26 protein-coding genes are annotated in these 25,611 nt (G+C 69.4%); 7 read left to right on the top strand and 19 right to left on the bottom strand.

Features of this window, described 5'->3' with window-relative positions:
- Positions 1-67 precede the first annotated feature (67 nt).
- Together AC1DYN_RS09370 and vapC are read left to right on the top strand one after the other, a co-directional pair.
- On the top strand, positions 68-262 hold the full coding sequence (locus tag AC1DYN_RS09370) for a type II toxin-antitoxin system VapB family antitoxin (RefSeq protein ID WP_477958854.1): 195 nt from the start codon (positions 68-70) through the stop codon (positions 260-262).
- A complete protein-coding gene (gene vapC, locus AC1DYN_RS09365) occupies positions 259-660 on the top strand; it encodes a type II toxin-antitoxin system VapC family toxin (protein WP_477958853.1) in 402 nt (133 codons plus the stop codon). Before AC1DYN_RS09370 ends, vapC begins: the two co-directional genes overlap by 4 nt.
- A 23-nt stretch (positions 661-683) precedes the next feature.
- Here vapC and AC1DYN_RS09360 read toward each other — a convergent pair whose 3' ends face one another.
- Positions 684-1,046, bottom strand: coding sequence for a hypothetical protein (locus tag AC1DYN_RS09360; RefSeq protein WP_477958852.1), 363 nt, complete (start codon positions 1,044-1,046; stop codon positions 684-686).
- Positions 1,047-1,162: 116 nt separating this feature from the next.
- Between AC1DYN_RS09360 and AC1DYN_RS09355 the strand changes: the two genes are divergently transcribed.
- A complete protein-coding gene (locus AC1DYN_RS09355) occupies positions 1,163-1,597 on the top strand; it encodes a universal stress protein (protein WP_477958851.1) in 435 nt (144 codons plus the stop codon).
- Here AC1DYN_RS09355 and AC1DYN_RS09350 read toward each other — a convergent pair.
- From AC1DYN_RS09350 to AC1DYN_RS09325, 6 genes are all read right to left on the bottom strand, one after another.
- Positions 1,587-3,869, bottom strand: coding sequence for a putative bifunctional diguanylate cyclase/phosphodiesterase (locus tag AC1DYN_RS09350; RefSeq protein ID WP_477958850.1), 2,283 nt, complete (start codon positions 3,867-3,869; stop codon positions 1,587-1,589). The genes AC1DYN_RS09355 and AC1DYN_RS09350 overlap by 11 nt on opposite strands.
- A 19-nt stretch (positions 3,870-3,888) precedes the next feature.
- Positions 3,889-5,571 carry a GMC family oxidoreductase gene (locus AC1DYN_RS09345; protein WP_477958849.1) on the bottom strand — a complete coding sequence of 561 codons (1,683 nt, stop codon included), beginning with the start codon at positions 5,569-5,571 and terminating at the stop codon, positions 3,889-3,891.
- Positions 5,572-5,584: 13 nt separating this feature from the next.
- Positions 5,585-6,544: a quinone oxidoreductase family protein gene (locus AC1DYN_RS09340; RefSeq protein WP_477958848.1), complete on the bottom strand. Its 960-nt coding sequence runs from the start codon at positions 6,542-6,544 to the stop codon at positions 5,585-5,587.
- A gap of 72 nt (positions 6,545-6,616) precedes the next feature.
- Positions 6,617-7,996 (bottom strand): cell envelope integrity protein CreD, encoded by a 1,380-nt coding sequence (creD, locus tag AC1DYN_RS09335; RefSeq protein WP_477958847.1) that lies wholly within the window; start codon positions 7,994-7,996, stop codon positions 6,617-6,619.
- Between the two features lie 76 nt (positions 7,997-8,072).
- The gene (locus tag AC1DYN_RS09330) at positions 8,073-8,711 is read right to left on the bottom strand and encodes a MarC family protein (protein WP_477958846.1); all 639 of its coding nucleotides are present in this window, start codon (positions 8,709-8,711) and stop codon (positions 8,073-8,075) included.
- Positions 8,712-8,733: 22 nt separating this feature from the next.
- Positions 8,734-9,501: a helical backbone metal receptor gene (locus AC1DYN_RS09325; RefSeq protein ID WP_477958845.1), complete on the bottom strand. Its 768-nt coding sequence runs from the start codon at positions 9,499-9,501 to the stop codon at positions 8,734-8,736.
- Between the two features lie 314 nt (positions 9,502-9,815).
- Between AC1DYN_RS09325 and rbp the strand changes: the two genes are divergently transcribed.
- Positions 9,816-10,310 carry an RNA-binding regulator gene (gene rbp, locus AC1DYN_RS09320; RefSeq protein WP_477958844.1) on the top strand — a complete coding sequence of 165 codons (495 nt, stop codon included), beginning with the start codon at positions 9,816-9,818 and terminating at the stop codon, positions 10,308-10,310.
- 54 nt (positions 10,311-10,364) lie between these two features.
- Here rbp and AC1DYN_RS09315 read toward each other — a convergent pair whose 3' ends face one another.
- From AC1DYN_RS09315 to AC1DYN_RS09295, 5 genes are all read right to left on the bottom strand, one after another.
- Positions 10,365-11,225, bottom strand: coding sequence for a DUF4349 domain-containing protein (locus AC1DYN_RS09315; RefSeq protein ID WP_477958843.1), 861 nt, complete (start codon positions 11,223-11,225; stop codon positions 10,365-10,367).
- 76 nt (positions 11,226-11,301) lie between these two features.
- Positions 11,302-12,081 (bottom strand): SDR family oxidoreductase, encoded by a 780-nt coding sequence (locus AC1DYN_RS09310; protein WP_477958842.1) that lies wholly within the window; start codon positions 12,079-12,081, stop codon positions 11,302-11,304.
- A complete protein-coding gene (gene lptC, locus AC1DYN_RS09305) occupies positions 12,078-12,752 on the bottom strand; it encodes an LPS export ABC transporter periplasmic protein LptC (RefSeq protein ID WP_477958841.1) in 675 nt (224 codons plus the stop codon). Before lptC ends, AC1DYN_RS09310 begins: the two co-directional genes overlap by 4 nt.
- Positions 12,739-13,320, bottom strand: a complete 582-nt coding sequence (locus tag AC1DYN_RS09300; RefSeq protein ID WP_477958840.1) for a KdsC family phosphatase — start codon at positions 13,318-13,320, stop codon at positions 12,739-12,741. Before AC1DYN_RS09300 ends, lptC begins: the two co-directional genes overlap by 14 nt.
- Complete coding sequence (locus tag AC1DYN_RS09295) at positions 13,320-14,321, bottom strand: KpsF/GutQ family sugar-phosphate isomerase (RefSeq protein ID WP_477958839.1); 1,002 nt, start codon at positions 14,319-14,321, stop codon at positions 13,320-13,322. The genes AC1DYN_RS09300 and AC1DYN_RS09295 overlap by 1 nt, the downstream gene beginning before the upstream one ends.
- Before the next feature lie 64 nt (positions 14,322-14,385).
- Here AC1DYN_RS09295 and AC1DYN_RS09290 point away from each other — a divergent pair, with 64 nt between their 5' ends.
- A complete protein-coding gene (locus tag AC1DYN_RS09290) occupies positions 14,386-16,383 on the top strand; it encodes a monovalent cation:proton antiporter-2 (CPA2) family protein (RefSeq protein WP_477958838.1) in 1,998 nt (665 codons plus the stop codon).
- 8 nt (positions 16,384-16,391) lie between these two features.
- Here AC1DYN_RS09290 and AC1DYN_RS09285 read toward each other — a convergent pair whose 3' ends face one another.
- Positions 16,392-17,843 (bottom strand): alpha/beta hydrolase family protein, encoded by a 1,452-nt coding sequence (locus AC1DYN_RS09285; protein WP_477958837.1) that lies wholly within the window; start codon positions 17,841-17,843, stop codon positions 16,392-16,394.
- Positions 17,844-18,043: 200 nt separating this feature from the next.
- Here AC1DYN_RS09285 and AC1DYN_RS09280 point away from each other — a divergent pair, with 200 nt between their 5' ends.
- Positions 18,044-18,604: an adenine phosphoribosyltransferase gene (locus AC1DYN_RS09280; protein ID WP_477958836.1), complete on the top strand. Its 561-nt coding sequence runs from the start codon at positions 18,044-18,046 to the stop codon at positions 18,602-18,604.
- A gap of 21 nt (positions 18,605-18,625) precedes the next feature.
- Here AC1DYN_RS09280 and AC1DYN_RS09275 read toward each other — a convergent pair whose 3' ends face one another.
- The 6 genes from AC1DYN_RS09275 to rpmH form a co-directional block, all read right to left on the bottom strand.
- A complete protein-coding gene (locus AC1DYN_RS09275) occupies positions 18,626-19,093 on the bottom strand; it encodes a cyclic nucleotide-binding domain-containing protein (RefSeq protein WP_477958835.1) in 468 nt (155 codons plus the stop codon).
- A gap of 159 nt (positions 19,094-19,252) precedes the next feature.
- Positions 19,253-20,641 carry a tRNA uridine-5-carboxymethylaminomethyl(34) synthesis GTPase MnmE gene (gene mnmE / locus AC1DYN_RS09270; protein ID WP_477958834.1) on the bottom strand — a complete coding sequence of 463 codons (1,389 nt, stop codon included), beginning with the start codon at positions 20,639-20,641 and terminating at the stop codon, positions 19,253-19,255.
- Positions 20,642-20,937: 296 nt separating this feature from the next.
- Positions 20,938-22,722 carry a membrane protein insertase YidC gene (yidC, locus tag AC1DYN_RS09265; protein WP_477958833.1) on the bottom strand — a complete coding sequence of 595 codons (1,785 nt, stop codon included), beginning with the start codon at positions 22,720-22,722 and terminating at the stop codon, positions 20,938-20,940.
- Positions 22,719-23,060, bottom strand: coding sequence for a membrane protein insertion efficiency factor YidD (yidD, locus tag AC1DYN_RS09260; RefSeq protein WP_477958832.1), 342 nt, complete (start codon positions 23,058-23,060; stop codon positions 22,719-22,721). The genes yidC and yidD overlap by 4 nt, the downstream gene beginning before the upstream one ends.
- A gap of 2 nt (positions 23,061-23,062) precedes the next feature.
- A complete protein-coding gene (locus AC1DYN_RS09255) occupies positions 23,063-23,500 on the bottom strand; it encodes a ribonuclease P protein component (protein ID WP_477958831.1) in 438 nt (145 codons plus the stop codon).
- Positions 23,501-23,629: 129 nt separating this feature from the next.
- Positions 23,630-23,764: a 50S ribosomal protein L34 gene (gene rpmH / locus AC1DYN_RS09250; protein WP_047486751.1), complete on the bottom strand. Its 135-nt coding sequence runs from the start codon at positions 23,762-23,764 to the stop codon at positions 23,630-23,632.
- Positions 23,765-24,071: 307 nt separating this feature from the next.
- On the opposite strand from rpmH, the gene dnaA reads away from it, so the two are divergent.
- Positions 24,072-25,514 (top strand): chromosomal replication initiator protein DnaA, encoded by a 1,443-nt coding sequence (gene dnaA, locus AC1DYN_RS09245; protein ID WP_477958830.1) that lies wholly within the window; start codon positions 24,072-24,074, stop codon positions 25,512-25,514.
- Positions 25,515-25,611 lie beyond the last annotated feature (97 nt).

The following is a 25,611-nucleotide window of genomic DNA, read 5'->3' as shown; positions in this document are numbered from 1 at the left end:
TGGAGACAGTACTCAGCAGAGGAGTGAAGTGCTACGATGTGTACTGCTTTCTACAGGGATACACATCATGCGCACGAACATCGAGATCGACGACAAGCTCATGAAGGACGCCCTGAAGGCCACCGGAGTGAAGACCAAGCGCGAGGCCGTGGAGCTGGGCTTGAGAACCTTGGTGCGGCTTCGTGCCCAGGAGAAGGCCCGCGAACTCAAGGGAAAGATCACCTGGGATGGTGACTTGGAGGCGATGAGGACGGACCGGTGATCCTGGTCGACTCCAGCGTCTGGATCGACTACTTTCGCTCGGCGGACACGCCCCAGGTGGTGCTCCTGGACTCTCTCCTCGGCCGCAGCGCGCTGGCTGTCGGGGATTTGATTGCCGCTGAGGTCCTGCAGGGTGTTCGCGGCGATCGGGAGTTCAAGTTGGTGAAGCAGACCCTCGACGCTTTCGACCACATCGACCTGGTCGGCTACGACCTGGCGGTGAAGGCTTCTGAGAACTACCGAATCCTGCGAGCCATGGGCATCACCGTACGGAAGACCATCGACACGCTGATTGCGACGCGGTGCATCGAAGACGGGCTGATGCTGCTCCACGCGGACAGGGATTTCTTGCCTTTTTCTGAGCACCTGGGGCTCAAGCTGGCGTATTCGGGGAACTGACTGCCTCGGTGACCGGGGGCTGCTCAGCGCCCCGCACCCTGGCTCTTCACCAGCGCCAGCGTCTGCGAGCAGATCTTGTCGCGCTCCGGCGTCGACTTGATGCCCGCATAGAAGGACTCGCCGTCCTTGCGCCCTTGCAGGAAGACCTGCTCGATGTTGATGCCCAGGCTCGCGTAGATCTGCTCTCCTCCTCGGGTGTCCGCATCGAATTGCGCCTTGTAGGCCTTCAGCGTCTCGGCGGACGCGCCGCAATGCTCGGCGACTTGATAGGTCTTTCCGCTCGAAAGCCCGCCAGTCACGATCGCCTCCTTGACACCCGCAGGCACTGTCTGCGCATGGGCGGCAAACGGAAGACAAATGAGAAACACGAGAAAGCTCAGACGCATCGGGAGGCTCCTGCACTCGGGTCCGCCAGGATACATGCAGGCAAGCCATGGCCTGCGCCGGGGACATCGCGGCTGCGGCAAGATCGAAACCCCATCCCTTGCACACAGGCGCCTCCATGTACCAGCGCATCCTCGTGCCGATCGACGGCAGCGACACCTCCACCCGCGGCCTCGATGAAGCCATCCAGCTCGCCAAGCTCACCGGCGCCAGGCTGCGCCTCGTGCACATGGTCGACGAGCTGAGCTTCGCCACCGGCTTCGGCGGCTATGCGGGCGACGTGGCCGGCGTGCTGAAGACGGCCGGCAACGCGGTGCTGGCGCAAGGGCAGGCCCGGGCCAAGGCCGCGGGGGTCGAGGTGGAGACGGCGCTGTTCGAGACGCTGTCCCATCGCCTCTCCGACGTCGTGGTCGACGAGATCGGCAAGTGGAAGGCGGACGTCGTGGTGATCGGCACGCACGGGCGGCGCGGCATCGGGCGCTGGCTGCTGGGCAGCGATGCCGAGCAGGTGTTGCGGACTTCGCCGGTGCCGGTTCTCCTGGTCAGGCCTTGAGTCCCGGATTGGCATCCGGGCTACGCATATCTACCAGCCAGCGGGCGGCTTCTTCGGAGGACAGCGGCCGCGCATACAGGTAACCCTGCAACACGTCGCAACCGGCCGCCGTGGCGGCGCGGGCGTGTTCACGGGTCTCGACGCCTTCGGCCACCACGTCCAGCCGCAGCGCCGAGGCCAGGTCGCAGATCGCCTTCACCACCGCCGTCGCGTCCGGCGCCGGCATCGGATCGATCAGGCTGCGGTCGATCTTGACGGTGCGCAGCGGCAGGCTGCGCAGCATGTTCAATGACGAGAAGCCGGTGCCGAAGTCGTCCAGCGCCACCTCGATGCCATGCGCCCTCATCTGGCGGATCTGCTCGCGCGCCTGCTCCATGTAGGTGACGGCCGCGCTCTCGGTGATCTCCAGCGTCAGCAGGCCCGGCGGCACGTCGAAGTGGCGCAGCGTGCGCAGCACCAGCTCCGGGAAGCCGGGGTCCAGCAGCTGCAGCGGCGACACGTTCACCGCCACCGGCACCGCCTTGCCGAACGCGCTGCGCCACTCCGAGATCTGGTGGCAGGCCTGCGTCAGGATCAGGTTGCCCAGCGGGCCGATCAGCCCGGTGCGCTCGGCCGCCGGGATGAACTCCATCGGGCTGATGCGCCCGAGGCCCGGCCGGTCCCAGCGCACCAGCGCCTCGAACCCGACCAGCGTCTTGTCCTGCGCATCCACCTTCGGCTGGTAGACCAGGCAGAACTCGTCGTTCTTCATGCCGGCGCGCAAGGCCTGCTCGGCATCGAGCGACGCGCCCGAGCCGCGCTCGAAGCGCTCCTCCGCGAACTGCACCGAGGTGCCCGGCGTGCGCTTGGCCTCGTGCATCGCCGCATTCGCCGCGCGCAGCAAGGCCTCGGGCTCGCGCGCGGTCGCCGGGTAGGTGGCCATGCCCATCGACACGTCGAGGAAGAACTCGTGCTGCGGCAACGCGAGCGGCTGCATCAGCAGCTGGCGCACCGCCTGCGCGACGCCCAGCGCCGTGCGGTCGCCTTCGCTGCCGGGCGCCAGCAGCGCGAACTCGTCCTCGCCCAGGCGCATCACCTCGGCCCGGCCCGCCAGCGCGCGCTGCAACGCGGTGGCCAGCGCGCGCAGCACCGCATCGCCGATCGACGGGCCGTGCGCCTCGTTGAAGAGCTTGAAGCGGTCGACGTCCATCAGCACCAGCGCGAACGGCGACGGCAGCTCGGCCGCGCACAGGTCGCGCAGCCGCTGCAGCAGCGCGACGCGGTTGGGCAGCCCGGTCAGCTCGTCGTGCGTGGCCTGGTACAGCATCGCCTGCGCGGCGTCGTGCTGCGCGGTCTCGTCGGTCACCACCACCTGCTCGGCCGGCCGACCGTCCCAGTCGATGCGCCAGGCGCTGAAGCGCAGCTGGATCGGCGTGCCGTCGAAGCGGTAGCGCAGGCCCTGCCAGTTGTCCTGCAGCAGCTCGCCGGCAATGATCTTGCGGTGCCGGTCGCGCGCGCGCTCGCGCTCCTCGGGCGGCATCGTGGCCTCGCGCCACAGCGTCAGCACCTCGCCCAGCGAGTTCAGGCCGTAGATCTTCAGCAGTGCCGGGTTGGCATACAGCAGGTCCTCGCCGCGCACCACCGCGACGCCCTGGTGCGAATGCTCGGTCAGCTGCAGGAAGCGGTCGCGCAGCCGGCGCGATTCGTCGTGCGAGCGGCGCACCGCCGCGTGCAGGAGCGCAAGGCCCAGCGTCAGCCGCAGCATCGCGGCGATGGTCGCCTGCACCGTGACGCCGGGCGGGCCCCAGACGACGAAGATGAACTGGTTGACGCCCAGCAGCATCAGCAGCAGCCCGGCCAGGCGCTCCGAGCCGCCATGGCGCCACAGCCAGACGGTGGCGACGAAGCCGGCCGCGATGTGCAGGCTCGCGCTGACCGCCTGCGCCGCCTGCGCATTCAGCGGCAGCAGCAGCGCCGCCACCAGCAGCAGCACTGCACCGAGCGCGAAGCCCTGCATGCGCGTCGGCTTGCGCCCGGCCAGCCGGGCGCTGCCCATCAGCAGCAGCGCCAGGTACAGCGCCGACACGGCGACGATGATGACGGTGCCGGCGGCATCCAGCAGGGCGCTGTCCTGCTGCCGCATGCCGTAGGCGATCGGGATCAGCGCCTGGCTGACGAAGGCCCAGCCCAGGTCGCGCGAGAACAGCTGCGCGCGGTCGCCGCGCCACGCGAGCAGCAGCGCCCAACCCACGATCAGGTTGACGCAGGCGTTGATGGCGAGCGCGAGCAGCACGGTGTGGGGTCGGTCAGGCTCAGCCGGCGACGTGCGCGTCGTCGAGGATCCAGCGCGCGGCGCGCTCGGCAATCATCAGCGTCGGCGAGTTGGTGTTGCCGCTGGTGATGGTGGGCATCACGCTCGCGTCGACGACGCGCAGCTTCTTGACGCCGTGCACGCGCAGCCGCGCATCGACCACCGCGTCGGCGTCGCGCGCCGGGCCCATCTTCGCGGTGCCCACCGGGTGGAAGATCGTCGTGCCGATGTCGCCGGCCAAACGGGCCAGCTCGTCGTCGCTCTGGAACTGCACGCCCGGCTTGATCTCCTTCGGGTGATAGGGCGCCAGCGCCGCCTGCTCGACGATGCGGCGCGTGACGCGCAGCGAATCGGCCGCGACGCGGCGGTCTTCGTCGGTGCTCAGGTAGTTGGCGCGGATGCTCGGCGCCACCGTGGGGTCGCCGCTTCGGATGTCGATGCGCCCGCGGCTGCCCGGGTTCAGGTTGCACACGCTCGCGGTGAAGGCATTGAAGCGGTGCAGCGGTTGGCCGAAGGCGTCCAGCGACAGCGGCTGCACGTGGTACTGCAGGTTGGCATGCCCTTGCGCCGGGTCGCTGCGCGTGAAGGCCCCGAGCTGCGACGGCGCCATGCTCATCGGCCCGCTGCGGCGGAACACGTACTCGGCGCCGATCATCGCCTTGCCCCACAGCGAGTTCGCCATCGTGTTCAGCGTGCGCACGCCGTCGACCTGGTAGACGGCGCGCACCTGCAGGTGGTCCTGCAGGTTGCCGCCGACACCGGGTGCGTCGCGCATCACCATCACCCCATGCTGCTGCAGCAGCGCGCGCGGGCCGATGCCCGACAGCTGCAGCAGCTGCGGCGTGCCGACCGCGCCGGTGCACAGGATGACCTCGCGCGCCGCACGCGCGCGGATGCGCTCGCCGCCGCCGTGCGGGATCACCTCGACACCGTTGGCCTGCGGCTCGCCATCCCACGAGCCGTCGCTCGGGCCGGGCTCCACCACCACGCGCGCGATCTGCGCGCCGGTCCACACCTGCAGGTTGGGCCGGCGCAGCACCGGCCGCAGGAAGGCCTTGGCCGCGTTCCAGCGGATGCCGTTGCGCTGGTTGACGTCGAAGTAGCCGACGCCTTCGTTGTCGCCGCGGTTGAAGTCGCTGCTGTGCGGGATGCCGGCCTGCTGAGCCGCCTGCGCGAACGCATCGAGGATCTCCCAGCGCAGACGCTGCTTCTCGACCCGCCATTCGCCGCCGGCACGCTGGCCGCTGCGGTCGAAGCCGGGCGCGGCATGGAACTCGTCGGCGCCCTTGTGGAAATCTTCGTGCTGCTTGAAGAAGGGCAGGCATTCCTGCCAGCTCCAGCCGGGGTTGCCGAGCGCGCCCCAGTGGTCGTAGTCGCGCGCCTGGCCGCGCATGTAGATCATGCCGTTGATGCTGGAGCAGCCGCCCAGCACCTTGCCGCGCGGGTAGCGCAGCGAGCGGCCGTTCAGGCCCGGGTCGGCGTCGGTGTTGAACAGCCAGTCGGTGCGCGGGTTGCCGATGCAGTACAGGTAGCCGACCGGGATGTGGATCCACAGGTAGTCGTCGTTGCCGCCGGCCTCGATCAGCAGCACGCTCTTCGTCGCGTCGGCGCTGAGCCGGTTGGCCAGCAGGCAGCCCGCGGTGCCGGCGCCGCAGACGATGTAGTCGTAGGTGATTTCTCTCATCGTGGGGTCCGGCTCAGGGGATCAGCAACACCTTGCCGGTGGAGGCACGGCTCTCGAGCCGGGCGTGCGCCTGCGCGCCGTCGGCCAGCGCGAAGCGCGAATCGACCGGCACGCGCAGCCGGCCGCTGCGCACCCAGCCGAACAGCTCGCCGGCGCGGCTGCGGCGCTCGTCGGCGCTGGTCAGCACGTTCCACAGGTCACCGCCGGTGAGTGACTTGGAGGTGTCCATCAGCATGCGCGGGTCGACCGGTGCCGGGTCGCCGCCGGCCATGCCGTAGAACACCACGTGGCCGCGGGTGCGCGTGGCGGCCAGGCTGCCGGCCAGCGTGGCGCCGACCGAGTCGTAGACGACGTCGACGCCGCCGGGCGCGAAGGCCTGTGCGGCGGCCACCCAGTCCTGCGAATACAGCGCCACGTCGTCGGCACCGGCCTCGCGCGCCTGCGCCGCCTTGGCTTCGCTGGACGTCAGCCCTATCACCCGCGCCCCGAGCGCCTTGCACAGCTGCACCAGCAGCCCGCCGACGCCGCCGGCCGCGGCATGCACCAGCACGCTCTCGCCGCGCAGCAGCGCATGGCTGTCGCGCACCAGGTACTGCGCGGTCAGGCCTTGCAGCAGCACCGCGGCGGCGGTGTCGAAGCCGATGTCGTCGGGCAGCGGGATCAGCTTCGCGAGGTCGACCGCCACCAGCTCGGCGTTGGCGAACGGCATGTCGGCGAAGCCGACCCGGTCGCCCGGCGCCAAGCCGCTGCCGGCCGGCGCGCTGACGACCTCGCCCGCGCCTTCATAGCCGGCGATGAAGGGCGGCGAGCCTGCCAGGTGGTAGGTGCCCTTGCGCCGGTAGACGTCGGCGAAGTTCAGCCCGATCGCCCGCGTGCGCACCAGGGCCTGCGACGGCCCGGGCTGCGGGTCCGGATGGGAGCGATAGCGCAAGACATCCGGCGCACCGAAGCTGTCGAAGCTGAGCACATTCATGGTGCGGCATGGTACGACTGCCTTTGTTGCGCGGACGCTGCGCCGTCGTTGGACCGGTGCCAAGTTTTTGGGTCAGGGCGCGCTTGTTGCGCTTGCTGACGTGTCGGCCGCCGCCAGCCCGTACCAGTCGAGCCGGCGCGTCGCCACCATCACCCCGGCCAGCACGCAGAACAGCAGCACCGCGCCGGTCACCAGCGAGGCCTGCTCCATCTGCAGCAGCGTGTACAGCGCGCCGTACAGCGCGGCGATGCCGGCCCCGAACAAGACCCCGGCGCGCCAGCCGCCCAGCATGTGCCGGCCGTAGAACGCGAGCAGCGCGACGCAGGCTGCAGCCGCCGCGGCATACGACGGGCCGAACGGGAAGTGCTCCGACAAGCTCAGCAGCAGCAGGAAGAACACGCTGATCGCGCAGCCCACCAGCAGGTACTGCACGGGGTGCACGCGGCGGCGCAGCAGCAGCTCGACCATGCCGACCGCGACGAAGGTCAGGCCGACGAACAGCATGCCGTACTTGATGGCGCGGTCGCTGAGGGAATAGGGGTTCACCGGGTCGATGAAGTCGACGTCGAAGCTGTCCAGGCACGGCGCCTTGCCGCCTTCGCCGGGCACGCACAGCGCGACACCGTGCGCGAAGTCCTGCACGGCCGTCGTGGCCAGCGCCGACACCTGCCAGCTCGCCTCGAAGCCGTCGCTGCGCACCGTGCGCGTCGCGGGGTCCGGAAGGAAGCGGCCGTTGAATGACGGATGCGGCCAGTCGGCGCTGAGGTGCATGCGGCTGTCGCGACCGATCGGCACGACCGCGAAGGCCGACGTCCCTACCAGGTCCAGCGTCAGCGCCACCCGCAGCGGTGTCTCGCCGTTGCGGCGCGCCTCGGGCAAGGCGACGTGGAAGCCGCTCGGGTACTTGTCGTGCATCGTGCCCGGCTCGACGGCCAGCGGCTGGCCGTCGAGGGTGACCGCCGCCTGGCGGATTCCGCGCGCGTCGCTCACCGCGACCATCAGGTCCACCGGGTCGCACGCCAGTTGCGAGCCGGTGTGTTCGCGCTGCGGCCGCAAGGCAGCCAGCGATGCCCATTCGGCGGACACCTGCAGCTGCGTCGCATAGGTGTTGACCTTGAACAGGCCCCGGTAGCGCGCTTCCATCGCCAGCCTGGCGTCGATCGCATGGGTGCGCGGGACGGCACTGAGCCGGAAGTCGCGGCGCCGGTCGACCCGCTTGGCGTCCTTGCCGCTGCCTTCGGTCTCCTGCCAGCTCTCGCTGCACTGGGTCAGCAGCACCGGGCCGAGCAACGACTGGCGGCCGGCGTGGCTCTGCGCAATGCCCTGCTCGGCTTCCGACGCGCGGTATTGGCGTTCGAGCACCAGGCCCTCGATGCGCGACAGCGCCAGGCTCAGCAGGATCACGACGACGAGGATCGCCGAGCCCTTGACCACGATGCGGGGGAGTTTCATGCGCAGCTCCAGGAGTTGAAGCCGCGGACTGTGGCCAGCGCCGGTGAAGGCGCCATGAAGTCGCGGTGAAACCCGGTCAGTGGATGCTGCTGGCCAGGATCGGGAACAGCTTCACCAGCCCGTCGGACATCACCTCGACCGCCAGCGCGGCCAGGATCAGCCCCATCAGGCGCGTCATCACGTTGATGCCGGTCTTGCCGAGCACCCGCGCGATGCGGCCGGACGCGCTGAAGGCCAGCCACACCGCAATGCCGATCACCACGCCATAGCCGACCAGCACCGCGATCTCCCACCAGTGCCGCGTCTTGTCGGCGTAGATGACCATCGTCGAGATGGTCGCCGGTCCGGTCAGCAGCGGGATGGTCAGCGGCACCACCGCGATGCTGTCGCCGGCATCGACCTTGGTGTTGCCCTCGGTCACGTCCTCTTGCCGCGTCTCGGCCGGCTGCGCGTTCAGCATCTGCAGCGCCGAGATCAGCAGCAGCGTGCCGCCGCCGACCTGGAACGACGCGAGCGAGATGCCGAAGAACTCGATGATCTTCAGCCCCGCCAGCGCGCTGACCGCGATCACGACGAAGGCGCTGAACGCGGCGACGCGAATGGTGCGCTGGCGCTGTTCGCGGGTGAAACCCCCGGTGAAGTGGATGAAGAACGGGATCACGCCGATCGGGTTGACGATGGCGAGCAGGGCGACCAGCGGCTTGTAGATGTCCATGCGCCATTCTGATGGGGCGCCCTCAGCTCATGGCCAGTTCCCGCAGGTAGCGCAAACCCGGCACCGCGCGCGGGCCGTACCAGCTCAGCAGCTCGCCATCGACGCGCTGCACCCGGGCCTGCGGGCACAGGGCCTGCGCCAGCGCGACGTGGCGATCGCCGAAACCGAACGGCTCCGAACTCAGCAGCACGCGCTCGACCTCGGCCAGCCAGGCCTCGTCGCCGTGCACCACCGGATAGCGCGCCGCACCGTGCGGCCCGCCTTCGAGCGCCGGCTCGGTGTGCCAGGCGATGCGCGCCAGCATGCGCGACAGGTAGGTGTCGCGCGCGACCGTCATCCAGGGCTTGTGCCAGATCAAATAGAGCACGCGGCAGGGCCCACGCCCGTCACCGCGGGTTTCCCCTAGCTCGTGGCGCAAGGCCTCGCGCAGCGCCTGCGCACGCTCGGGCACACCGGGTTCGTCGTCGAAGACCCGGGCCAGCTGGTCGACCAGCGCGAGGTTGTCCTCGGGATCGCAGGGGTGCGTGACGATCACCTGCGCACCCATCCCGTGCAGGGCCGGCACGATGTCGTGCCGGTTCTCATCCACATTGACGAGCACGTGCGTCGGCGCGAGCCGGCGCAACGTGTCCAGGTTCACCGCCTTGGTGCCCCCGACCTTGGGCACGTCGCGAACGATGTCGTCGGGATGGATGCAGAAACCGGTGCGCGCCACCAGGCGCGGCCCCAGGCCGAGGGCGACGACCAGCTCGGTGAGGCTGGGCACGAGACTGGCAATGCGTTTGCTCATGGGAGGAAGAAGGTCGCGCTACAGGTTGTTCGAGGGACCCGATGCGGTCATCGGCGGTGACGGGCGGCAAGTCTTGCCGCAAGAAGCGACAGGGGCCGCAAACGAAGGCGCCATGCGGTCTGCAGCCGGGCTGCCCGAAAACAACACTTTTTGTTTCCCTCGGCTTGCCAGGGGTTTCCACAATTTGCACCGCTTCGCGCAATTACTTGATAATCAAAATTCTGTGTCTGGAAGCAGCGCCTTCACTTGAATGGTTCAGGATGGGTACACGCTCCACATGGTTCTCGTGACTTCAGGAAAGAAAGGCGCTCTCCATGGGCAATAAACTCTACGTCGGCAACCTCGCCTACAGCGTTCGCGACGACGATCTTCAACAAGCATTCGCGCAATTCGGCACCGTCTCGTCCGCCAAGGTCATGATGGACCGCGATACCGGCCGCTCCAAGGGCTTCGGCTTCGTGGAAATGGGCACCGACGCAGAAGCGCAATCCGCCATCAACGGCATGAACGGCCAGGCCCTCGACGGCCGTGCGCTGGTCGTCAATGAGGCCCGTCCGCGCGAAGAGCGTCCGGGCGGCTTCGGCGGCGGCGGTGGTCGCTCAGGCGGCGGCGGCTTCGGTGGCGGCGGTGGCCGCTCCGGTGGTGGCGGCGGCTACGGCGGCGGCGGTGGTGGTGGCGGCTACGGTGGTGGCGGCGGCGGTGGCCGCTCCGGCGGTGGCGGCGGCTAYGGCGGTGGTGGCGGTGGCCGCTCCGGCGGTGGCGGCAGCTACGGCGGCGGCGGTGGTGGTGGCAGCCGCGGCGGCTACTGATCCCCGATCAGGTTCTCGAGAAAGCGGTGGGTGCGAAAGCGCCCACCGCTTTTTTCATGCGCGTGCGCGGCGCCGGCGCCACAGCAAACGGGCAATCCAGGCGGCCAGCAGCAGGGCCGCCGCCCACGGCAACGCACCGACGAGCACGGTGATCAACACGCCCAGGCTGGCGGCCACCACGTGGCCGGCGTCGAGCAGTGCATTGCGCACCGGTTGCCACATGCCGGCCTCGATGGCCTCGCGCCGCGCGTTGAAGCTCATCGAGACATGCACCTTGTCGGTCTCGTTGGCCAGCACCTTGCGCTGCGCGGCCAGCGCGTCGAGTTCGCTCTGCACCTGCACCAGCTCGCGCTCGACCTCGATCAGGTCCTTCAGCTTCGCGCCCGGCGTGGCCATCAGCACCCGCAGGTGGTCGCGGAAGGCGGTCTGGTTCTTCAGCCGCGCCTCGGTGTCGAGCACGGCGTCGGTCTTGTCCTCGGCGGTGCGCGCGTTGAGCCCGACGCGGCCGAGGCTGCCGACGCGCTTCAGGAAAGCCTCCAGCCTGTCCGGCGGCACGCGCGCCTCGAGCGTGGCGGTGGCCGGCCAGCGTTCGTCGTCGCGCTGCACCGATGCGTTCAGCACCTCGCAGCCGGCGGCCAGGCAGGCCTCGTTGGCCTGGCGCCAGGCGGCCTCGACGCCATCGGGCGCGGTGACGATGTTCAGCGTGTGGCGCACCGCCATGTAGCGGCGCGCGGCGATTTCGGCCTGGGCCTGGGCCGGGGCACCGCCGGAGGCCGCTTCCTTGGCCAGCCGCATCGACGGGGCGGCGGCCGGGGCCGCGGCATCCGCCGCCTGCGGCGCCTCGGACGATCCGCGCCCGCAGGCCGCAAGACTGCCGAGCACCAGGGCCAGCACCAGGACTGAAAGGGAACGCATGGGACGACTCTCTTGGAAGTTCAGGTCCCTGCTGATACGCGCGAGCCGACCCGGCGGGGTGAAACCCGCCGCCGATTCACTCCCCCTGGCGTTTCTTGCGCGGCCGCCCGGCCAGCGCCTTGTCGTACAGCCAGTTCGGCAAGGCCCGCATCAGCTTGGCGACGACGCCCATCTGCCACGGGATCACGCGGTAGCTGGCGCCGGCCTCGATGGCGCGGAACGCTTGGTCGGCGAACACCTCGGGCTGCATCAGGAACGGCATGCCGTAGCGGTTCTCGCGCGTCAGCGGCGTGTCGATGTAGCCCGGGCCCAGCGTGACGACCTTGACGCCGTCCGGCCGCAGCTCGCCGCGCAGGCTCTCACAGTAGGCGATCACCGCCGCCTTGCTGGAACAGTAGGCGCCATGCCCCGGCAGCCCGCGGATGCCGGCGACGCTGGCAATGCCAACCAGCCTGCCGCTGCGCCGCTCGCGCATCGCGGTGACGAAGGGCTGGAAAGTGGCCGCCATGCCGAGGTTGTTGGTCTCGTAGGTGGCGCGCATCACGTCCAGGTCGTCGAACACCGCGGTGTCGATGCCGATGCTGATGCCCGCGTTGGCGATCACGACATCGGGCACGCCCTGGGCGGCGATGCAGGCGCGGCCGGCACCGGTGATCGCGGCGATGTCGCGCACGTCGGCGGCGTACACCGCGAAGCGCGCGGCATCGAGCCCCTGCGCCCGCGCCCACTCATGGACCGCTTCGGTGCGCCGCGCCACCAGCGCGAGCCGGTAACCCGCCTGGTAGAAGCGCAACGCCAGCGCCTGCCCGATGCCGCTGGACGCGCCGGTGATGAAGACGAGGCCGGCGCTGCTCATTTGGCCTCCTTGGGGCTGAACACCGCCTTGGTGCGGCCGCCGAAGCGGATCACCCGGTCGAGGTGGCTGTATTCCATGCTGTCGGCGCGCAGCTCGGTGCCGCCCTGCGTGATGGTGACCGGCAGGTGCGACTTGATGCTCTCGGTGTCGAGGAAGGCATGCAGGAACTCGCTGCGGAAATCGAGCGGCACGCCACCATTGACGCCGTCGCGGATGATCTCGGCCTGGCCGATCAGCTGCACCTCGGTGGCATCGCCGTTGGCGATCGCGCGGCGCGCGGTGGCATGGGTCACGCGGCCGTCGGGCGTGACGGCGCGCAGCCGCACGTTGTCGATCTCGACGGTGTCGGTGTCGGGGTAGTGGCGCAGCACGTCGCCTTCGAGCTGGGCGCGCAGCTGGCCCTGCACGCTGAAGCGCTGCACCGCGAAGCTGCGCATCTCGTAGTCGGGCTCGTGGCGCAGCGGCGCGGCGACGCGTGGATCGTCCGCCAGCGGCGTGTTCTTCACCAACCACCAGGTGCCCATCGCCAACACGCCCATCAGCACCAGCGGCAGGTAGGCAGACAGCAACTCGACCAGCCGCCAGCGCAGCGGCTGCGGCGTGCGGCGCCCGCCCGGGCGCACCACCGCGGGTTCCAGCGTGCTGGACGGTGCGGCGTCAGCCTGCGCCATCGAGCGTGACGAGGTGGCCGCGCAGCAGCGCCGCGTAGCGCCCGGTGGCGGTGAGCAGCAGGTCGCAGAACTCGCGCGCCGCGCCGTGGCCGCCGTGGGCCGCCGTCACGTGGTGGGCGATCGCACGCACCTCGGCATGGCCGTTGGCCGGCGATCCGGCGAGCGCGGCGCGCACCAGCAACGGCAGGTCGGGCCAGTCGTCGCCGATGGCGGCGAGCTCGGACCAGTCGAGGCCCAGCGTCTTCATCAAGTCCTGCGCGGCGGCCAGCTTGTCGTGCACGCCATAGACCGCATGTGCGATCCCCAGGTCGGCGACGCGGCGCCGCACCGCCGGCGAATCGCGCCCGGTGATCACGATCGGCGCGATACCGCCCTGGGCCAGCAGCTTCAGGCCGTGGCCATCGAGCGTGTTGAAGGCCTTGAACTCCTCGCCGCGCTCGCCGATGTAGATGCGGCCGTCGGTCAGCACGCCGTCGACGTCGAAGATGGCGGCGCGGATGTCCTGCGCGCGCAGCAGCAGCTCGGGCGGGAAGCTCAGCACCGGCGTGATGTCGTCCAGGATCGCCATCAGATCACTTTGGCCCGCATCAGGTCATTGAAGTTCAGCGCGCCCACCAGCAGGCCCGTGCCGTCCACCACCAGCACGCTGGTGATGCGGTGCAGTTCCATCAGGTCGGCGGCGTCGACCGCCAGCGCGTCGACGCGCACCAGGCGCGGGTGGGGGTGCATCACGTCGGAGGCGGTCAGCGCGCGCAGGTCGCGGCCCTGCTCGATCAGGCGGCGCAGGTCGCCGTCGGTGAAGATGCCCAGCACCTCGCCGCGCTCGCCGGCGATGGCCGTGGCGCCCAGCCCCTTGCGCGTCATCTCGCGCATCATCTCGACGAAGGGCGTTGCCGGCGGCACGCGCGGCACCTCGTCGCCGCTGCGCATCACGTCGCGCACGTGGGTCAGCAGCTTGCGGCCCAGGCTGCCACCGGGGTGCGAGCGGGCGAAGTCCTCCTCGCGGAAGCCGCGCGCATCGAGCAACGCCACCGCCAGCGCGTCCCCGACCGCCATCTGCGCGATGGTGCTGGTGGTGGGGGCGAGGTTCAGCGGGCAGGCCTCCTGGTCGACGGCGCTGTTGAGCGTGATGTCGGCGTGACTGGCCAGGCTGGAATCGGGGCGGCCTGTCATCGCAACCAACGTGACACCCAGGCGCTTGAGCGCCGGCAGGATGGCGGCCAGCTCGTCGCTCTCGCCCGAATTGGAGATCGCCAGCACCACGTCGCCGGTCGTCACCATGCCCAGGTCGCCGTGGCTGGCCTCGGCCGGGTGCACGAACAGGGCCGGCGTGCCGGTGGAGGCCAGCGTGGCGGCGACCTTGCGCCCGACATGCCCGCTCTTGCCCATGCCCATCACGACCACGCGGCCGTTGCACTGCAGCATGGCCTTGACCGCCTGCGCGAAGCTGTCGCCCTGGCGGTCCTTCAGGGCCAGCAGGGCCTTCGCCTCGATGTCGAAGGTCTCGCGCGCCAGCCGCAGCACGCGCTCGACATCAAAAGAAACGGCGGGGAGGGAAGACAGTGGCATGGAAGAGCGGCTCGGGTCCGATAGGATCTGGCGATTGTAGGCACGCCCCTGACGACAGCGCTTGATGGCTTCCACCCTCGAACTCGTCCTGCTGTACCTGATCGCCGCCGTGGCCGGCGTGGTGGTGTGCCGCACGCTGAAGCTGCCGCCGATGCTCGGCTATTTGACGGTGGGCGTGCTGATCGGCCCGAATGCCCTCGGCCTGGCCAAGGATTCGGCCGGCATGACCTACCTGGCCGAATTCGGCGTCGTGTTCCTGATGTTCGTGATCGGGCTGGAGTTCAACCTGCCCAAGCTCAACAGCATGCGCAAGCTGGTGTTCGGGCTCGGTCTGAGCCAGGTGGCGCTGACGGTGCTGATCGCGCTGGCCGGCAACACCGTGCTGGGCTGGGGCCTGGCGCAGGTGGGCCGCAGCTGGGGCCTGCCCTGGCAGAGCGCGTTCGCGCTGGGGGGCGCGCTCGCGATGAGCAGCACCGCGATCGTCGTCAAGCTGATGGCCGAGCGGCTGGAGCTGGAGAGCGAGCACGGCCGGCGCGTGATGGGCGTGCTGCTGTTCCAGGACCTGGCCGTGGTGCCCTTCCTGGTGCTGATCCCGGCGCTGGGTGCGCCGCCCGAGACACTGGTGCCGGCGCTGGCCTATGCGGCGCTGAAGGCGGTCGTGCTGCTGACGGTGCTGCTGGTCGGCGGCCAGCGGGTGATGCGCTGGTGGCTGACGCTGGTGGCGCGGCGCAAGAGCGAGGAGCTCTTCATCCTGAACCTGCTGCTGGTGACGCTGGGGCTGGCCTGGATGACCGAGCACGCCGGCCTGTCGCTGGCGCTCGGGGCCTTCGTCGCCGGCATGCTGATCGCCGAGACCGAGTACAAGCACCAGGTGGAGACCGACATCCGGCCGTTCCACGACGTGCTGCTGGGGCTGTTCTTCATCACGGTCGGCATGAAGCTCGATGCCGAGACGGTGCTGCAGCAATGGCCGCTGGTGCTGCTGATGACGGTGCTGCCGGTGCTGTTCAAGTTTGCGCTGGTGACGCTGCTGGCCCGCTTGTCCGGCGCCGCCCCCGGGGTGGCGCTGCGCACCGGCCTGTACCTGGCGCAGGCCGGCGAGTTCGGCTTCGTGCTGCTGGCGCTGGCGACGCAGGAGCACCTGCTGCCGGCGCAGCTGCAAAGCCCGGTGCTCGCGAGCATGGTGCTGAGCATGCTGGCCACGCCGGTCATCATCATGTACAGCAACCGCATCGTGATGCGGCTGAGTTCGAGCGACTGGCTGATGCAGTCGGTGGCGATGACCAGCATCGCCAAGCGCGCGATCAACACCGAGGCGCACGTGATCATCGCCGGCTACGGCCGCAGCGGGCAGAGCCTGGCGCGCATCCTGGACGGCGAGCGCATCCCGTACATGGCGCTCGACCTCGATCCGGACCGCGTGCGCCAGGCCGCCGCCGCCGGGCAGAGCGTGGTGTTCGGCGATGCGGCGCGGCTGCAGAGCCTGATGGCCGCCGGGCTGGCGCGCGCCAGCGCGGTGGTGGTGAGCTACCACGACACGCCGTCGGCGATGAAGATCCTGCACCTGGTGCAGGCGCACGCGCCGACGGTGCCGGTGATCGTGCGCACGCTGGACGACAGCGACATCGAGCGGCTGCAGGCGGCCGGCGCGACCGAGGTGGTGCCCGAAGCGATCGAGGGTTCGCTGATGCTCGCGAGCCACGCGCTGGCGCTGGTGGGCGTGCCGATGCGGCGCGTGATCCGCATCGTGCAGGACCAGCGCGATGCGCGCTATGGCTTGCTGCGCGGCTACTTCCACGGTGCCGACGACGACACCGTCGACGAGCTGCTGCAGGCGCGGCTGCTGAGCGTCAGCCTGCCATCCGCCGCCGCGTGGATCGGCCAGCCGCTGTCGGCGCTGGCCTTGCACGCGGTGGGCGTCAACGTGGTGTCCGTGCGGCGCGCGTCGGGCGCGGTGACCAAGCCGCACGACGCGCTGGTGCTGGCGGGCGGGGACACGCTGGTGCTGTCCGGCCTGCCCGAGCCGCTGGCCCTGGCCGAAGGCAAGCTGCTCGGGCGCTAGCTGGCCGGTCAGGGCGCCGGGCAGGCGGGCATCAGCGCCCGCGTCGCGATCGTCGTCGGGTTGTCGTCGGTGCCGCCGGCATTGACCGTGTAGGCGCAGCCGTAGGCCGGGTCGGCGACGGTGGCCGGCGTCGCCACATCGTCGCCCGCCGGCTTCGCGCCGGTCTCGACCCAGGCCACCATGGCCGCGAACGCGCCGACCTGCTCGGCCACCGTGAAGTCGCAGTGGCTGGGAGCGCGCACCGCCCGCTGCACCAGCCAGCCGCCGTTGCCCTTGGCCTCGACACGCGCGCGGTAGACCTGCTCCATGTGGAACGGCACGTACAGGTCGCCCAGCGTGTGCAGGCTGACGACCGGGATCCTGAATTCGCCGTTCACCTTCGGGATCCAGCGCAGGCCGTCGCTGCGCAGCCGGTTGGCATCGGGTGCCGCGGTCGCCTTCGCGATCGAGGCATTGAACGAGGCCAGCAGCGCGTCGCTGGCACTGAACCTGTACGAGAAGCGGTGGGTGTCGATCACGCTCTTGTTCAGGATGCCGTTGACGGTGCCGTCGCCGCCGAAGGTGCCCCAGACGACGTTCTGCAGGCCGTTGTTCGCGAAGCCCTGGTCGAAGATCGGCCGCGGGCCGCCGGTCAGGTTCATCACCACCTCCTTGAGCTTGGCGCCCTGCGCGGTGGGCGTCGTGAAGGCGGTCTGGCTCGCGAACAGCGTGGTGCGCACGTCGGCCACCAGGCTCGCCCAGTCGGTGGTCGGAAAGCTCTTCGCCGGCACGCCGGCCAACTGCTGCGCCGCAAGCTGGTAGCCGGCGAAGTAGTCGAACAGCTCGGTGTCGCCGACCACGCCGCACATCGGCACCGCGCCGTCGTACTTCTGCTTGTGGACCGCGGTGGCGAAGGCCTCGTCCTCGATCGCGGCGGCGGTGATGTGGCCGCCCATCGAATGGCCGACCAGGTAGGTCCGGGTGGGCGCGGCCAGCGTGCGGCCGTTGGCGGCGGCAATCTGCACGAAGGCCTGGGCCAGCGCGTTGGTGTCCTCGACGCCGGCCCGCACGTCGTAGTAGTTCTTGCTGTAGCTGGAGGCCGCCCAGGCGAAGCCCTGCTCCAGCAGGTAGCGGCGGATCGACGGGGTGGTCACGACGAGCGCATTGCCGGTGCCGACGTAGCCGTGCGCATACAACACGAGCTTGCCGTTCCAGCCTGTCTTCGGCACTTCGATGCGGTAGCCGGCACCGCCTTGCACGCCGGTCCAGCGGTCGGTCTCGACGGCCAAGCCTGCGAGCGCGTCGAAGGCCAGCGCCGCCGGGTCGGCGGCGAAGCTGCTGCGGCCGTCCTGCGCACGCGTTTCCTCGGGGACCGGCGCGGGTGCAGGCGCGGGGCCGTCGTCGCCGCCGCCGCAGGCGGAGAACAGCAGGGTGGAGGCGGCGGCGAATGCCGACATCCTCAGCAAGGATCGCTGATTCATGTGGGTGTCTCCTGTGTGTGCGTCGTGGTGCTCGCCGTGGCGCATCGGCCACGTGGCAGGACCAGCCTAGTTCGCGGGCCGGCTGGCGTCGCCCGGGCTAACCCGCCGCGGGCTGTCGCTTGCGGGACAAGGCGTCCTGCACGGTGGAAGCGAGGTCGAAAGAAGGTCCACAATGGCGCCCGTTCCCGACGGTGAGCCCCATGAACGAAGACACTCCGCTGGAAACAGCACGCGACATCATCAAGCGCAGCATCCGCACCGTGCCCGACTGGCCGGAGCCGGGCGTGCAGTTCCGCGACATCACGCCCTTGCTGGCGGACCCGCGCACCTTCCGCATCCTGATCGACGAGTTCGTGCACCGCTACTTCGACGTGCGGCCGAGCGCGATCGCCGGGCTGGACGCGCGCGGCTTCATCATCGGGTCGGTGCTGGCCTACGAGCTGAACATCGGCTTCATCCCGATCCGCAAGAAGGGCAAGCTGCCGTTCACGACGGTGCAGGAGACCTACGAGCTGGAGTACGGCTCGGCCACCGTCGAGATGCACACCGACGCGGTGAAGCCGGGCGATCGCATCGTGCTGATCGACGACCTGATCGCCACCGGCGGCACGATGGGCGCCGGCATGCGGCTGCTGCAGCGCCTGGGTGCGACGGTGATCGAGGGCGCGGCCATCGTCGACCTGCCGGAGCTGAAAGGGTCGCAGCGCCTGCGCGAAGCCGGGCTGCCGTTGTTCACGCTGGTGGATTTCGGCGGGCACTGAGGCCCTGCGCCGACGCCGGTCTCAGGTGACCGGGGTCTGGCGCGCGATGTTGGCGCGCATGCGTAGCGCCATCACCGAGCCGGCCGCCCGCACGAGTTCGAGCGCGAGGGCCGGCGTGCGCTGGGCCAGTTCTTCGAGCCGCGGGCCGCGCAGCGCCCAGACGATGCACGGCGTCATCGCCTCGACATTGGCCATGCGCGGACTGTCGAGGAACAGCGCCGGTTCGCCGACCACCGAGCCGGCACGCAGGATCGCGATGCGGTTGGCGCCGGGCGGGCCGCCGGTGACGAACACCTGCAGCGAGCCCTGGCCGAGGAAATACATGCTGCGGTCGGAGTCGCCCTGCTTGATCAGCAGGTCGCCGGCGCGGATGTCGTGCTGGGTCAGATACGGACCGATGATGCGCCACTGGTCAGGCGTCAGACGGGCGCGAAAAGCGTCTTCCGCATTCAGCGTCTGGATCGCCTGTACCAACTGCTGGAGTTCCATCGTGTCCTCTGCGAGATGACGCGCACTTGGGTGCGCGTTCGTGAATGTGTCGCGATTATCGATGCGTGGGGCGCATACCACAACAGCGCGGCGTAAGGGATGTGTCCGCCGGTCGGGGTGGCGGGTCCGTCTGTCGGTAGCGGCCGGGGCAGGCCGGCGCTACTTCCCGATGCAGAAGCGGCTGAAGATCTCGCCCAGCAGGTCATCCGACGTGAACTCGCCGGTGATCTGCGACAGCGCGGTCTGCGCGAGGCGCAGCTCTTCGGCCAGCAGGTCGAGCGCCGGCTCGGGCGATGCGGCCAGTTCGCGCGCCAGCGCGAGGTGCTCTGCGGTGTGGCGCAGTGCGTCGACATGGCGCGCACGCGCGATGAAGACGCCGTCCGGCGACGCATGCCAGCCGGCCAGCTGCAGCAGCAGCCGGCGCAGCGCCTCCAGGCCGTCGCCGGTGCGCGCCGACAGCGCGATGTGGTGGCCGCCGTCCGCCGGCCAGGCGGGCACGGCCGCCAGGTCGCTCTTGCTGTAGACGTGCACCAGGCGCTCGCCGGCCTGTCGCGCATCCGGCAGCTTCGCGGTGATCTGCGCCTCGGCCGCGTCGTATGCAGGTTCTCCCAAACGCGTCAGGTCGTGCAGGAACAGCACCGCATCGGCCTGGCCGATGGCGTCCCAGCTGCGCGCGATGCCGATGCGCTCGACCTCGTCGCCCGCCTCGCGCAAGCCGGCGGTGTCGACCACGTGCACCGGCACGCCATCGATCTGGATGGTCTCGCTGACCTTGTCGCGGGTCGTGCCCGGGATCGGCGTGACGATGGCCAGCTCGGCACCGGCCAGCGCGTTCAGCAGCGAGCTCTTGCCGACGTTGGGCTGGCCGGCCAGCACGATCTGCATGCCTTCGCGCAGCAGCGCGCCCTGTCGCGCCCGCGCCAGCACTGCCGCCACGTCCCGCGCGATCGCGTCCAGGCGGCCGCGCGCGTCGGCCTTCTCGAGGAAGTCGATCTCCTCTTCGGGGAAGTCGAGCGTCGCCTCCACCAGCATGCGCAGCGACACCAGCCGGTCGCGCAGCGCGTGCACTTCGTCGGAGAAGGCACCGCTCAGCGAGCGGCTGGCCGAGCGCGCGGCCGCCTCGGTGCTGGCCTCGATCAGGTCGCTGACGGCCTCGGCCTGCGCCAGGTCGAGCTTGTCGTTCAGGTAGGCGCGCTCGGTGAACTCGCCCGGTTCGGCCAGGCGCAGGCCGGTGTCGCGGCCGAGCTCGAGACAGCGCGCCAGCAGCAGCTGCAGCACCACCGGGCCGCCGTGCGCCTGCAGTTCGAGCACGTCCTCGCCGGTGTACGAATGCGGCGCCGGGAAGTACAAGGCCAAGCCGCGGTCGATCGCCCGGCCCTGCGCATCGATGAAGGGCAGGTAGGTCGCATGGCGCGGCTGCAGCGTCCGCTGGAACAACGCCGCGACCAGCGGCTTCAGGTCGCGCCCCGACACCCGCACGATGCCCACGGCGCCGCGCCCGGGAGCGGTGGTGATGGCGATGACGGGATCGTGGTGGCGCGGCAGCATCGCGCGATTGTCGGGGAAGCTGAAACGACAAACCCGGGCGACGCCGACGCGTGGCCCGGGTTGAAGATGGCGCGGGGGGAAGCGCCGGTACAGCCGAATCATCCTCCCGAGCCGCTGGAGCGATCGTTGCGCCGGCAGCAGCGAGGAGATTGCTGCGCCGGTTCGTTCGCCTCAGCGGGTCTGCCCCGCATTGACTGGTGGATCGCCGGTTCGAGACCGTCTTTCCATGGCGTGCATCGTCGCGCGTGCGCAGGCTGCGGACAAGCCCCCGGTTGGGGGGACGTATCCGCGGGGTGCTACTTGCCGAGCACCCCCAGCTGCTTGTTGATCAGCCACTGCTGCGCGATCGACAGGATGTTGTTCGTCAGCCAATACAGCACCAGGCCGGCCGGGAAGAAGAAGAACATCACCGAGAAGACCAGCGGCATGATCCACATCATCTTGGCCTGCACCGGATCCGGCGGCGTCGGGTTCAGCCAGGTCTGCAGCAGGCTCGACAAGGTCATCAGCAGCGGCAGGATGAAGTACGGGTCCTTGGCCGACAGGTCGGTGATCCAGCCGATCCACGGCGCGTTGCGCATCTCCACCGTCGACAGCAGCACCCAGTACAGCGCGATGAAGAACGGCATCTGCGCAATGATGGGCAGGCAGCCGCCGATCGGGTTGACCTTCTCCTCGCGGTAGATGCGCATCATCTCCTGCTGCATCTGCTGCGGCTTGTCCTTCAGGCGCTCGCGCAGTTCCATCACCTTCGGGTTGATGGCCTTCATCTTGGCCATCGAACGGTAGGCGCTGGCATTGAGCCAGTAGAACGCGATCTTCAGCAGCACCACCAGCGCGATGATGGACCAGCCCCAGTTGCCGAGCAGCTTGTGCAGCTGGGTCAGCAGCCAGAACAGCGGCTCGGCCAGGATCTTGAAGTAGCCGTAGTCCTTCACCAGCTCGAGGCCGGGGGCCAGCGCGGCGAGCTTGTGCTCTTCCTGTGGGCCGACGAAGAGCTGGGCATCGAAGGTCTTGGTCGCGCCGGTTGCGATGTCGCCCAGCGGCACCGTCATGCCGACCTGGTAGACGTGGGCGGGCCCGCCGGTCACGTCGTTCGTGACGTCAGCCTTGCCGGTGAAGAACTCGCGCGTCTGCTTGCCGCCGTCGGGCTTGTCGATCAGCCATGCGGACGTGAAGTAGTGCTGCACCATCGCGACCCAGCCGCTGTCGGCCGTGGTGACGTGGTCCGGCGTTTCGCCGGCGGCGCGCTTCTCGATGCTCTTGAAGTCGACCTTCTTGAACTTGCTGCTCTCGTCGTAGACCGCCGGGCCGGTGAAGGTGGAATAGAAGCTCGAACCGCCGGTGCCGTCGTTGCCGTCGCGCACCAGCTGCAGGTACAGGCGTGCGTTGACCGGTGCGCCCGACGCGTTGGTGATCTCGTTGCGCACGCCGATCACGTAGTCGCCGCGCTTGAAGGTGTAGTTCTTGACCAGCTTCACGCCGTTGACGACCGGCGACTCGAACTTGACCTGCAGCTCGTTGCTGCCGTCCTTCAGCGTGCGCTCGCCGGGCACCAGGCTCATCACCGTGTGGTGGTTCGGCAGGCCGCTGCCGCCGGTGGCCGGGATCAGCCCGCTTTGCGCGACGTACAGCCGGTGGGCCGACTCGTCGAGCACGACGACGTTCTTCTTCTCGAACTGCTCGTCATGGCGCGGCGCGAGGCCGACCATCTCCTGGACCTTCTGCCACAGGTCCTTCTGCGCCTGCTCGTGCTGCGTCAGCAGTTCGACACGTACCAGCGATCCGCCCTTGCTGTCGAGCGTGGCCTTGACCAGGTCGGTCTGGATGTCGACGCGTTCGGACGCCACCGCGGACGCGGCCGGCGCCACGGCCGTGGCGGCCGCCGTGGCACCGGTGGCCACACCGGCGGCCGGCAGGCCGGCGGGCGAACTGCCCGGGCCTGCGGCCGCGGCGGGCGCCGTCACCGGCTGCGGCCCGAACAGCGACGGCTGACCGTTGTGCCGGCTCCAGGCGTCCCAGATCAGGACGAGCGACATAGAGAACACCACCCACAGCAGGGTGCGGCGCATATCGGTCATGGAAGGGTCTCTTTGCGAGGGATGCGAGAAAGGGGGGAAGGGGAATTGGGGTCTGCGCGGCGGCGCTCAAGCTGCGTGAACAGGCCGCCGAGTGTCTCGGGCACCGGGTCGTGGCCGCCATTGCACCACGGGTGGCAACGCGCCAGCCGGTGCACCGTGAGGTAGCTGCCGGCGAGCGCACCATGCCGTTCGAGCGCCTGCAGCGAATAGGCCGAGCAGGTCGGCTCGAAGCGGCAGGCGCTGCCGAGCCACGGGCTCAGGAAGAAGCGGTAGCCGCGCACCAGCGTCATCAGCACGCGTTGCGGCGCCGTCGCCAGCCAGGACAGCACCCGCGGCATGCTCATGCTCCGGAACGCGCTGCGCGGGCGATCACCGCCAGCAGCTCTTCGCCGGCCGCCGAACGCAGTGCGTCGGATGCAGCACTCGGGAACAGCTTGCGGTCGAACGGGCTGCGCAGCCGCACAACCCACAGCCCGCTCGGCAGGCCGGCCTGGGCGTGTACCACGCGCCGGATCTGCCGCTTCAGCAGGTTGCGCGTGACGGCCCGGCGGGCATGCCGCTTGGGCACCACGGCGCCCAGCCAGCAGGCCCCGGCCGGCAAGTCATCCACAGGTTTGCCCTGAATGGGTGCCTCGCCTGTTGACAACTTGTGGGCAGCCGGTGCCTTGACGGATGGGCGGGCGGGCAGGAAGTGCACGGCGAAATGCGCGCTGCGGGCCCGGCTGGGCACCGCGAGCACGCGCTCGAAATCTACCGATTGAACGATTCGCCCGATCACGGTGCCACCCTGGGCGCCGTCGCGGTGCCGCGGGCGGGGGTGCACCGGGTACTGCGATCGGCCAAGCCGCCAGCAGCCTGGCCGGCGGTACGGTTCATGGAGTCAAGCGGCTCGCACCGAGCCGCCAGCTCAGACCGCCAGACGCTTGCGGCCCTTGGCGCGGCGTGCGTTGATGACGGCACGGCCGCCACGGGTCTTCATGCGCACCAGGAATCCATGGGTGCGGGCGCGGCGGGTCTTCGAAGCTTGGTAGGTGCGTTTCATGATCAGTCCTGCGGAAAGGGTCCCAAGAGCACGGGACTTGCTAGCTCTGCAGCGCGCCGATCTGGGTCGATCGAAGCCGCCAAGCTTTTATGTCATCGTGGACCCTGCATGCTGCTCACCATGAACACAGCCGGGCCTTCGGGAAACCCACTATTACACCAAAAACCCCTTGGTTAGTCAAAGACTTAGACCGCAGCCTGCGGCTTTGCAGGCCTTGCAACGTTCGTCACAAGACTGTGGATAACCTCGCCGCAGACCCCCTTTGCACCGTAGAATCCGGCCGCTCCGAGAAGAACTTTTCCACAACATGAGCGCTGATCTCTGGCAGCGCGGCTGCGAGCGTTTGGCAGCCGAACTGCCCGAACAACAATTCAACACCTGGATCCGTCCGCTGCCCGCGGCCGACGTCACTGACGAAGGCATCGCCGGCGCGGTCGCATCACTGCGTGTGCCCAATCGGTTCAAGCTCGACTGGATCCGCAACCAGTACGCCGGCCGCATCGAGGCCGTCCTCAGCGAACTCGCCGGCAAGCCGGTGCGCCTGGACCTGATGCTCGCACCACGCGAGGCAGTGGTACCGATCGGCCAGTTCCGCCAGGACGGGCCGGTGGCGATCGGCCGCGCGATCGGGTCGGCCGCCAATGGCGGAGCGACCCACGCCGCGGCCACGATCGAGGCGCCGAGCCTGTCGGTGCCGCGCAGCCCGTCGGCCGCCAACGCGGCCCTGCCGCGCCACCGGCTGAACCCGGCCCTGACCTTCGACACGCTGGTCGCCGGCCGCGCCAACCAGATGGCACGCACCGCGGCGCTGCACGTGGCCGGCGCGCCTGGGCAGATGTACAACCCGCTCTTCATCTACGGCGGGGTCGGCCTCGGCAAGACCCACCTGGTGCATGCGGTGGGCAACGCGTTGCTGGCCGACCGCAGCGATGCCCGCGTGCTGTACCTGCACGCCGAGCAGTTCATCACCGACGTTGTCAAGAACTACCAGCGCAAGACCTTCGACGAACTGAAGGCCAAGTACCACTCGCTGGACCTGCTGCTGATCGACGACGTGCAGTTCTTCGCCGGCAAGGAGCGCACCCAGGAGGAGTTCTTCAACGCCTTCGAGGCGTTGCTGGCCAAGCGCGCGCACATCATCATGACCAGCGACACCTACCCGAAGGGGTTGGTCGACATCGACGAGCGCCTGACCTCGCGCTTCGACGCCGGTTTGACGGTGGCGATCGAGCCGCCGGAGCTGGAGATGCGGGTGGCCATCCTGATGCGCAAGGCCGATGCCGAGGGCACCGCGATGCCGGAGGACGTGGCCTTCTTCGTCGCGAAGAACGTGCGCGCCAACGTGCGCGAGCTCGAGGGCGCGTTGCGCAAGATCCTGGCGTACTCGCGTTTCTCGCACAAGGACATCAACATCCAGCTGGCCCGCGAGGCGCTGAAGGACCTGCTGTCGATCCAGAACCGCCAGGTCGGCGTCGAGAACATCCAGAAGACAGTGGCCGACTTCTACAAGATCAAGGTGGCCGACATGTACAGCAAGAAGCGCCCGGCCAGCATCGCGCGACCGCGCCAGATCGCGATGTACCTGGCCAAGGAAATGACGCAGAAGAGCCTGCCCGAGATCGGCGAGCTGTTCGGCGGGCGCGACCACACGACAGTGCTGCACGCGGTGCGCAAGATTGCCGGCGAACGGCAGAAGAACACCGAGCTGAACCAGCAGCTGCACGTGCTGGAACAGACGCTGAAAGGCTGACACGAAGGAATCAGCAGAAGAACGCGTGGATGTCAAAGCACAAGTCTGGGGACAACTCGAGCGCAACTTCGAAGCTGTCCACAGGCCTCGGAGGTTT

The organism is Rhizobacter sp. P2_D12 (genome assembly GCF_056404395.1).
The sequence above is the reverse complement of the archived record's forward strand: the minus strand, read 5'-3'. Positions and strand labels throughout refer to the sequence as shown.

Bases quoted from the DNA above. Each gene is read 5' to 3' on its own strand.
- AC1DYN_RS09370 (WP_477958854.1), top strand. From the start codon at position 68: ATGCGCACGAACATCGAGATCGACGACAAGCTCATGAAGGACGCCCTG.
- AC1DYN_RS09360 (WP_477958852.1), bottom strand. From the start codon at position 1,046: ATGCGTCTGAGCTTTCTCGTGTTTCTCATTTGTCTTCCGTTTGCCGCC.
- AC1DYN_RS09355 (WP_477958851.1), top strand. From the start codon at position 1,163: ATGTACCAGCGCATCCTCGTGCCGATCGACGGCAGCGACACCTCCACC.
- AC1DYN_RS09345 (WP_477958849.1), bottom strand. From the start codon at position 5,571: ATGAGAGAAATCACCTACGACTACATCGTCTGCGGCGCCGGCACCGCG.
- AC1DYN_RS09340 (WP_477958848.1), bottom strand. From the start codon at position 6,544: ATGAATGTGCTCAGCTTCGACAGCTTCGGTGCGCCGGATGTCTTGCGC.
- creD (WP_477958847.1), bottom strand. From the start codon at position 7,996: ATGAAACTCCCCCGCATCGTGGTCAAGGGCTCGGCGATCCTCGTCGTC.
- AC1DYN_RS09330 (WP_477958846.1), bottom strand. From the start codon at position 8,711: ATGGACATCTACAAGCCGCTGGTCGCCCTGCTCGCCATCGTCAACCCG.
- AC1DYN_RS09325 (WP_477958845.1), bottom strand. From the start codon at position 9,501: ATGAGCAAACGCATTGCCAGTCTCGTGCCCAGCCTCACCGAGCTGGTC.
- AC1DYN_RS09315 (WP_477958843.1), bottom strand. From the start codon at position 11,225: ATGCGTTCCCTTTCAGTCCTGGTGCTGGCCCTGGTGCTCGGCAGTCTT.
- AC1DYN_RS09310 (WP_477958842.1), bottom strand. From the start codon at position 12,081: ATGAGCAGCGCCGGCCTCGTCTTCATCACCGGCGCGTCCAGCGGCATC.
- lptC (WP_477958841.1), bottom strand. From the start codon at position 12,752: ATGGCGCAGGCTGACGCCGCACCGTCCAGCACGCTGGAACCCGCGGTG.
- AC1DYN_RS09300 (WP_477958840.1), bottom strand. From the start codon at position 13,320: ATGGCGATCCTGGACGACATCACGCCGGTGCTGAGCTTCCCGCCCGAG.
- AC1DYN_RS09295 (WP_477958839.1), bottom strand. From the start codon at position 14,321: ATGCCACTGTCTTCCCTCCCCGCCGTTTCTTTTGATGTCGAGCGCGTG.
- AC1DYN_RS09290 (WP_477958838.1), top strand. From the start codon at position 14,386: ATGGCTTCCACCCTCGAACTCGTCCTGCTGTACCTGATCGCCGCCGTG.
- AC1DYN_RS09285 (WP_477958837.1), bottom strand. From the start codon at position 17,843: ATGAATCAGCGATCCTTGCTGAGGATGTCGGCATTCGCCGCCGCCTCC.
- AC1DYN_RS09280 (WP_477958836.1), top strand. From the start codon at position 18,044: ATGAACGAAGACACTCCGCTGGAAACAGCACGCGACATCATCAAGCGC.
- AC1DYN_RS09275 (WP_477958835.1), bottom strand. From the start codon at position 19,093: ATGGAACTCCAGCAGTTGGTACAGGCGATCCAGACGCTGAATGCGGAA.
- mnmE (WP_477958834.1), bottom strand. From the start codon at position 20,641: ATGCTGCCGCGCCACCACGATCCCGTCATCGCCATCACCACCGCTCCC.
- yidC (WP_477958833.1), bottom strand. From the start codon at position 22,722: ATGACCGATATGCGCCGCACCCTGCTGTGGGTGGTGTTCTCTATGTCG.
- yidD (WP_477958832.1), bottom strand. From the start codon at position 23,060: ATGCCGCGGGTGCTGTCCTGGCTGGCGACGGCGCCGCAACGCGTGCTG.
- rpmH (WP_047486751.1), bottom strand. From the start codon at position 23,764: ATGAAACGCACCTACCAAGCTTCGAAGACCCGCCGCGCCCGCACCCAT.
- dnaA (WP_477958830.1), top strand. From the start codon at position 24,072: ATGAGCGCTGATCTCTGGCAGCGCGGCTGCGAGCGTTTGGCAGCCGAA.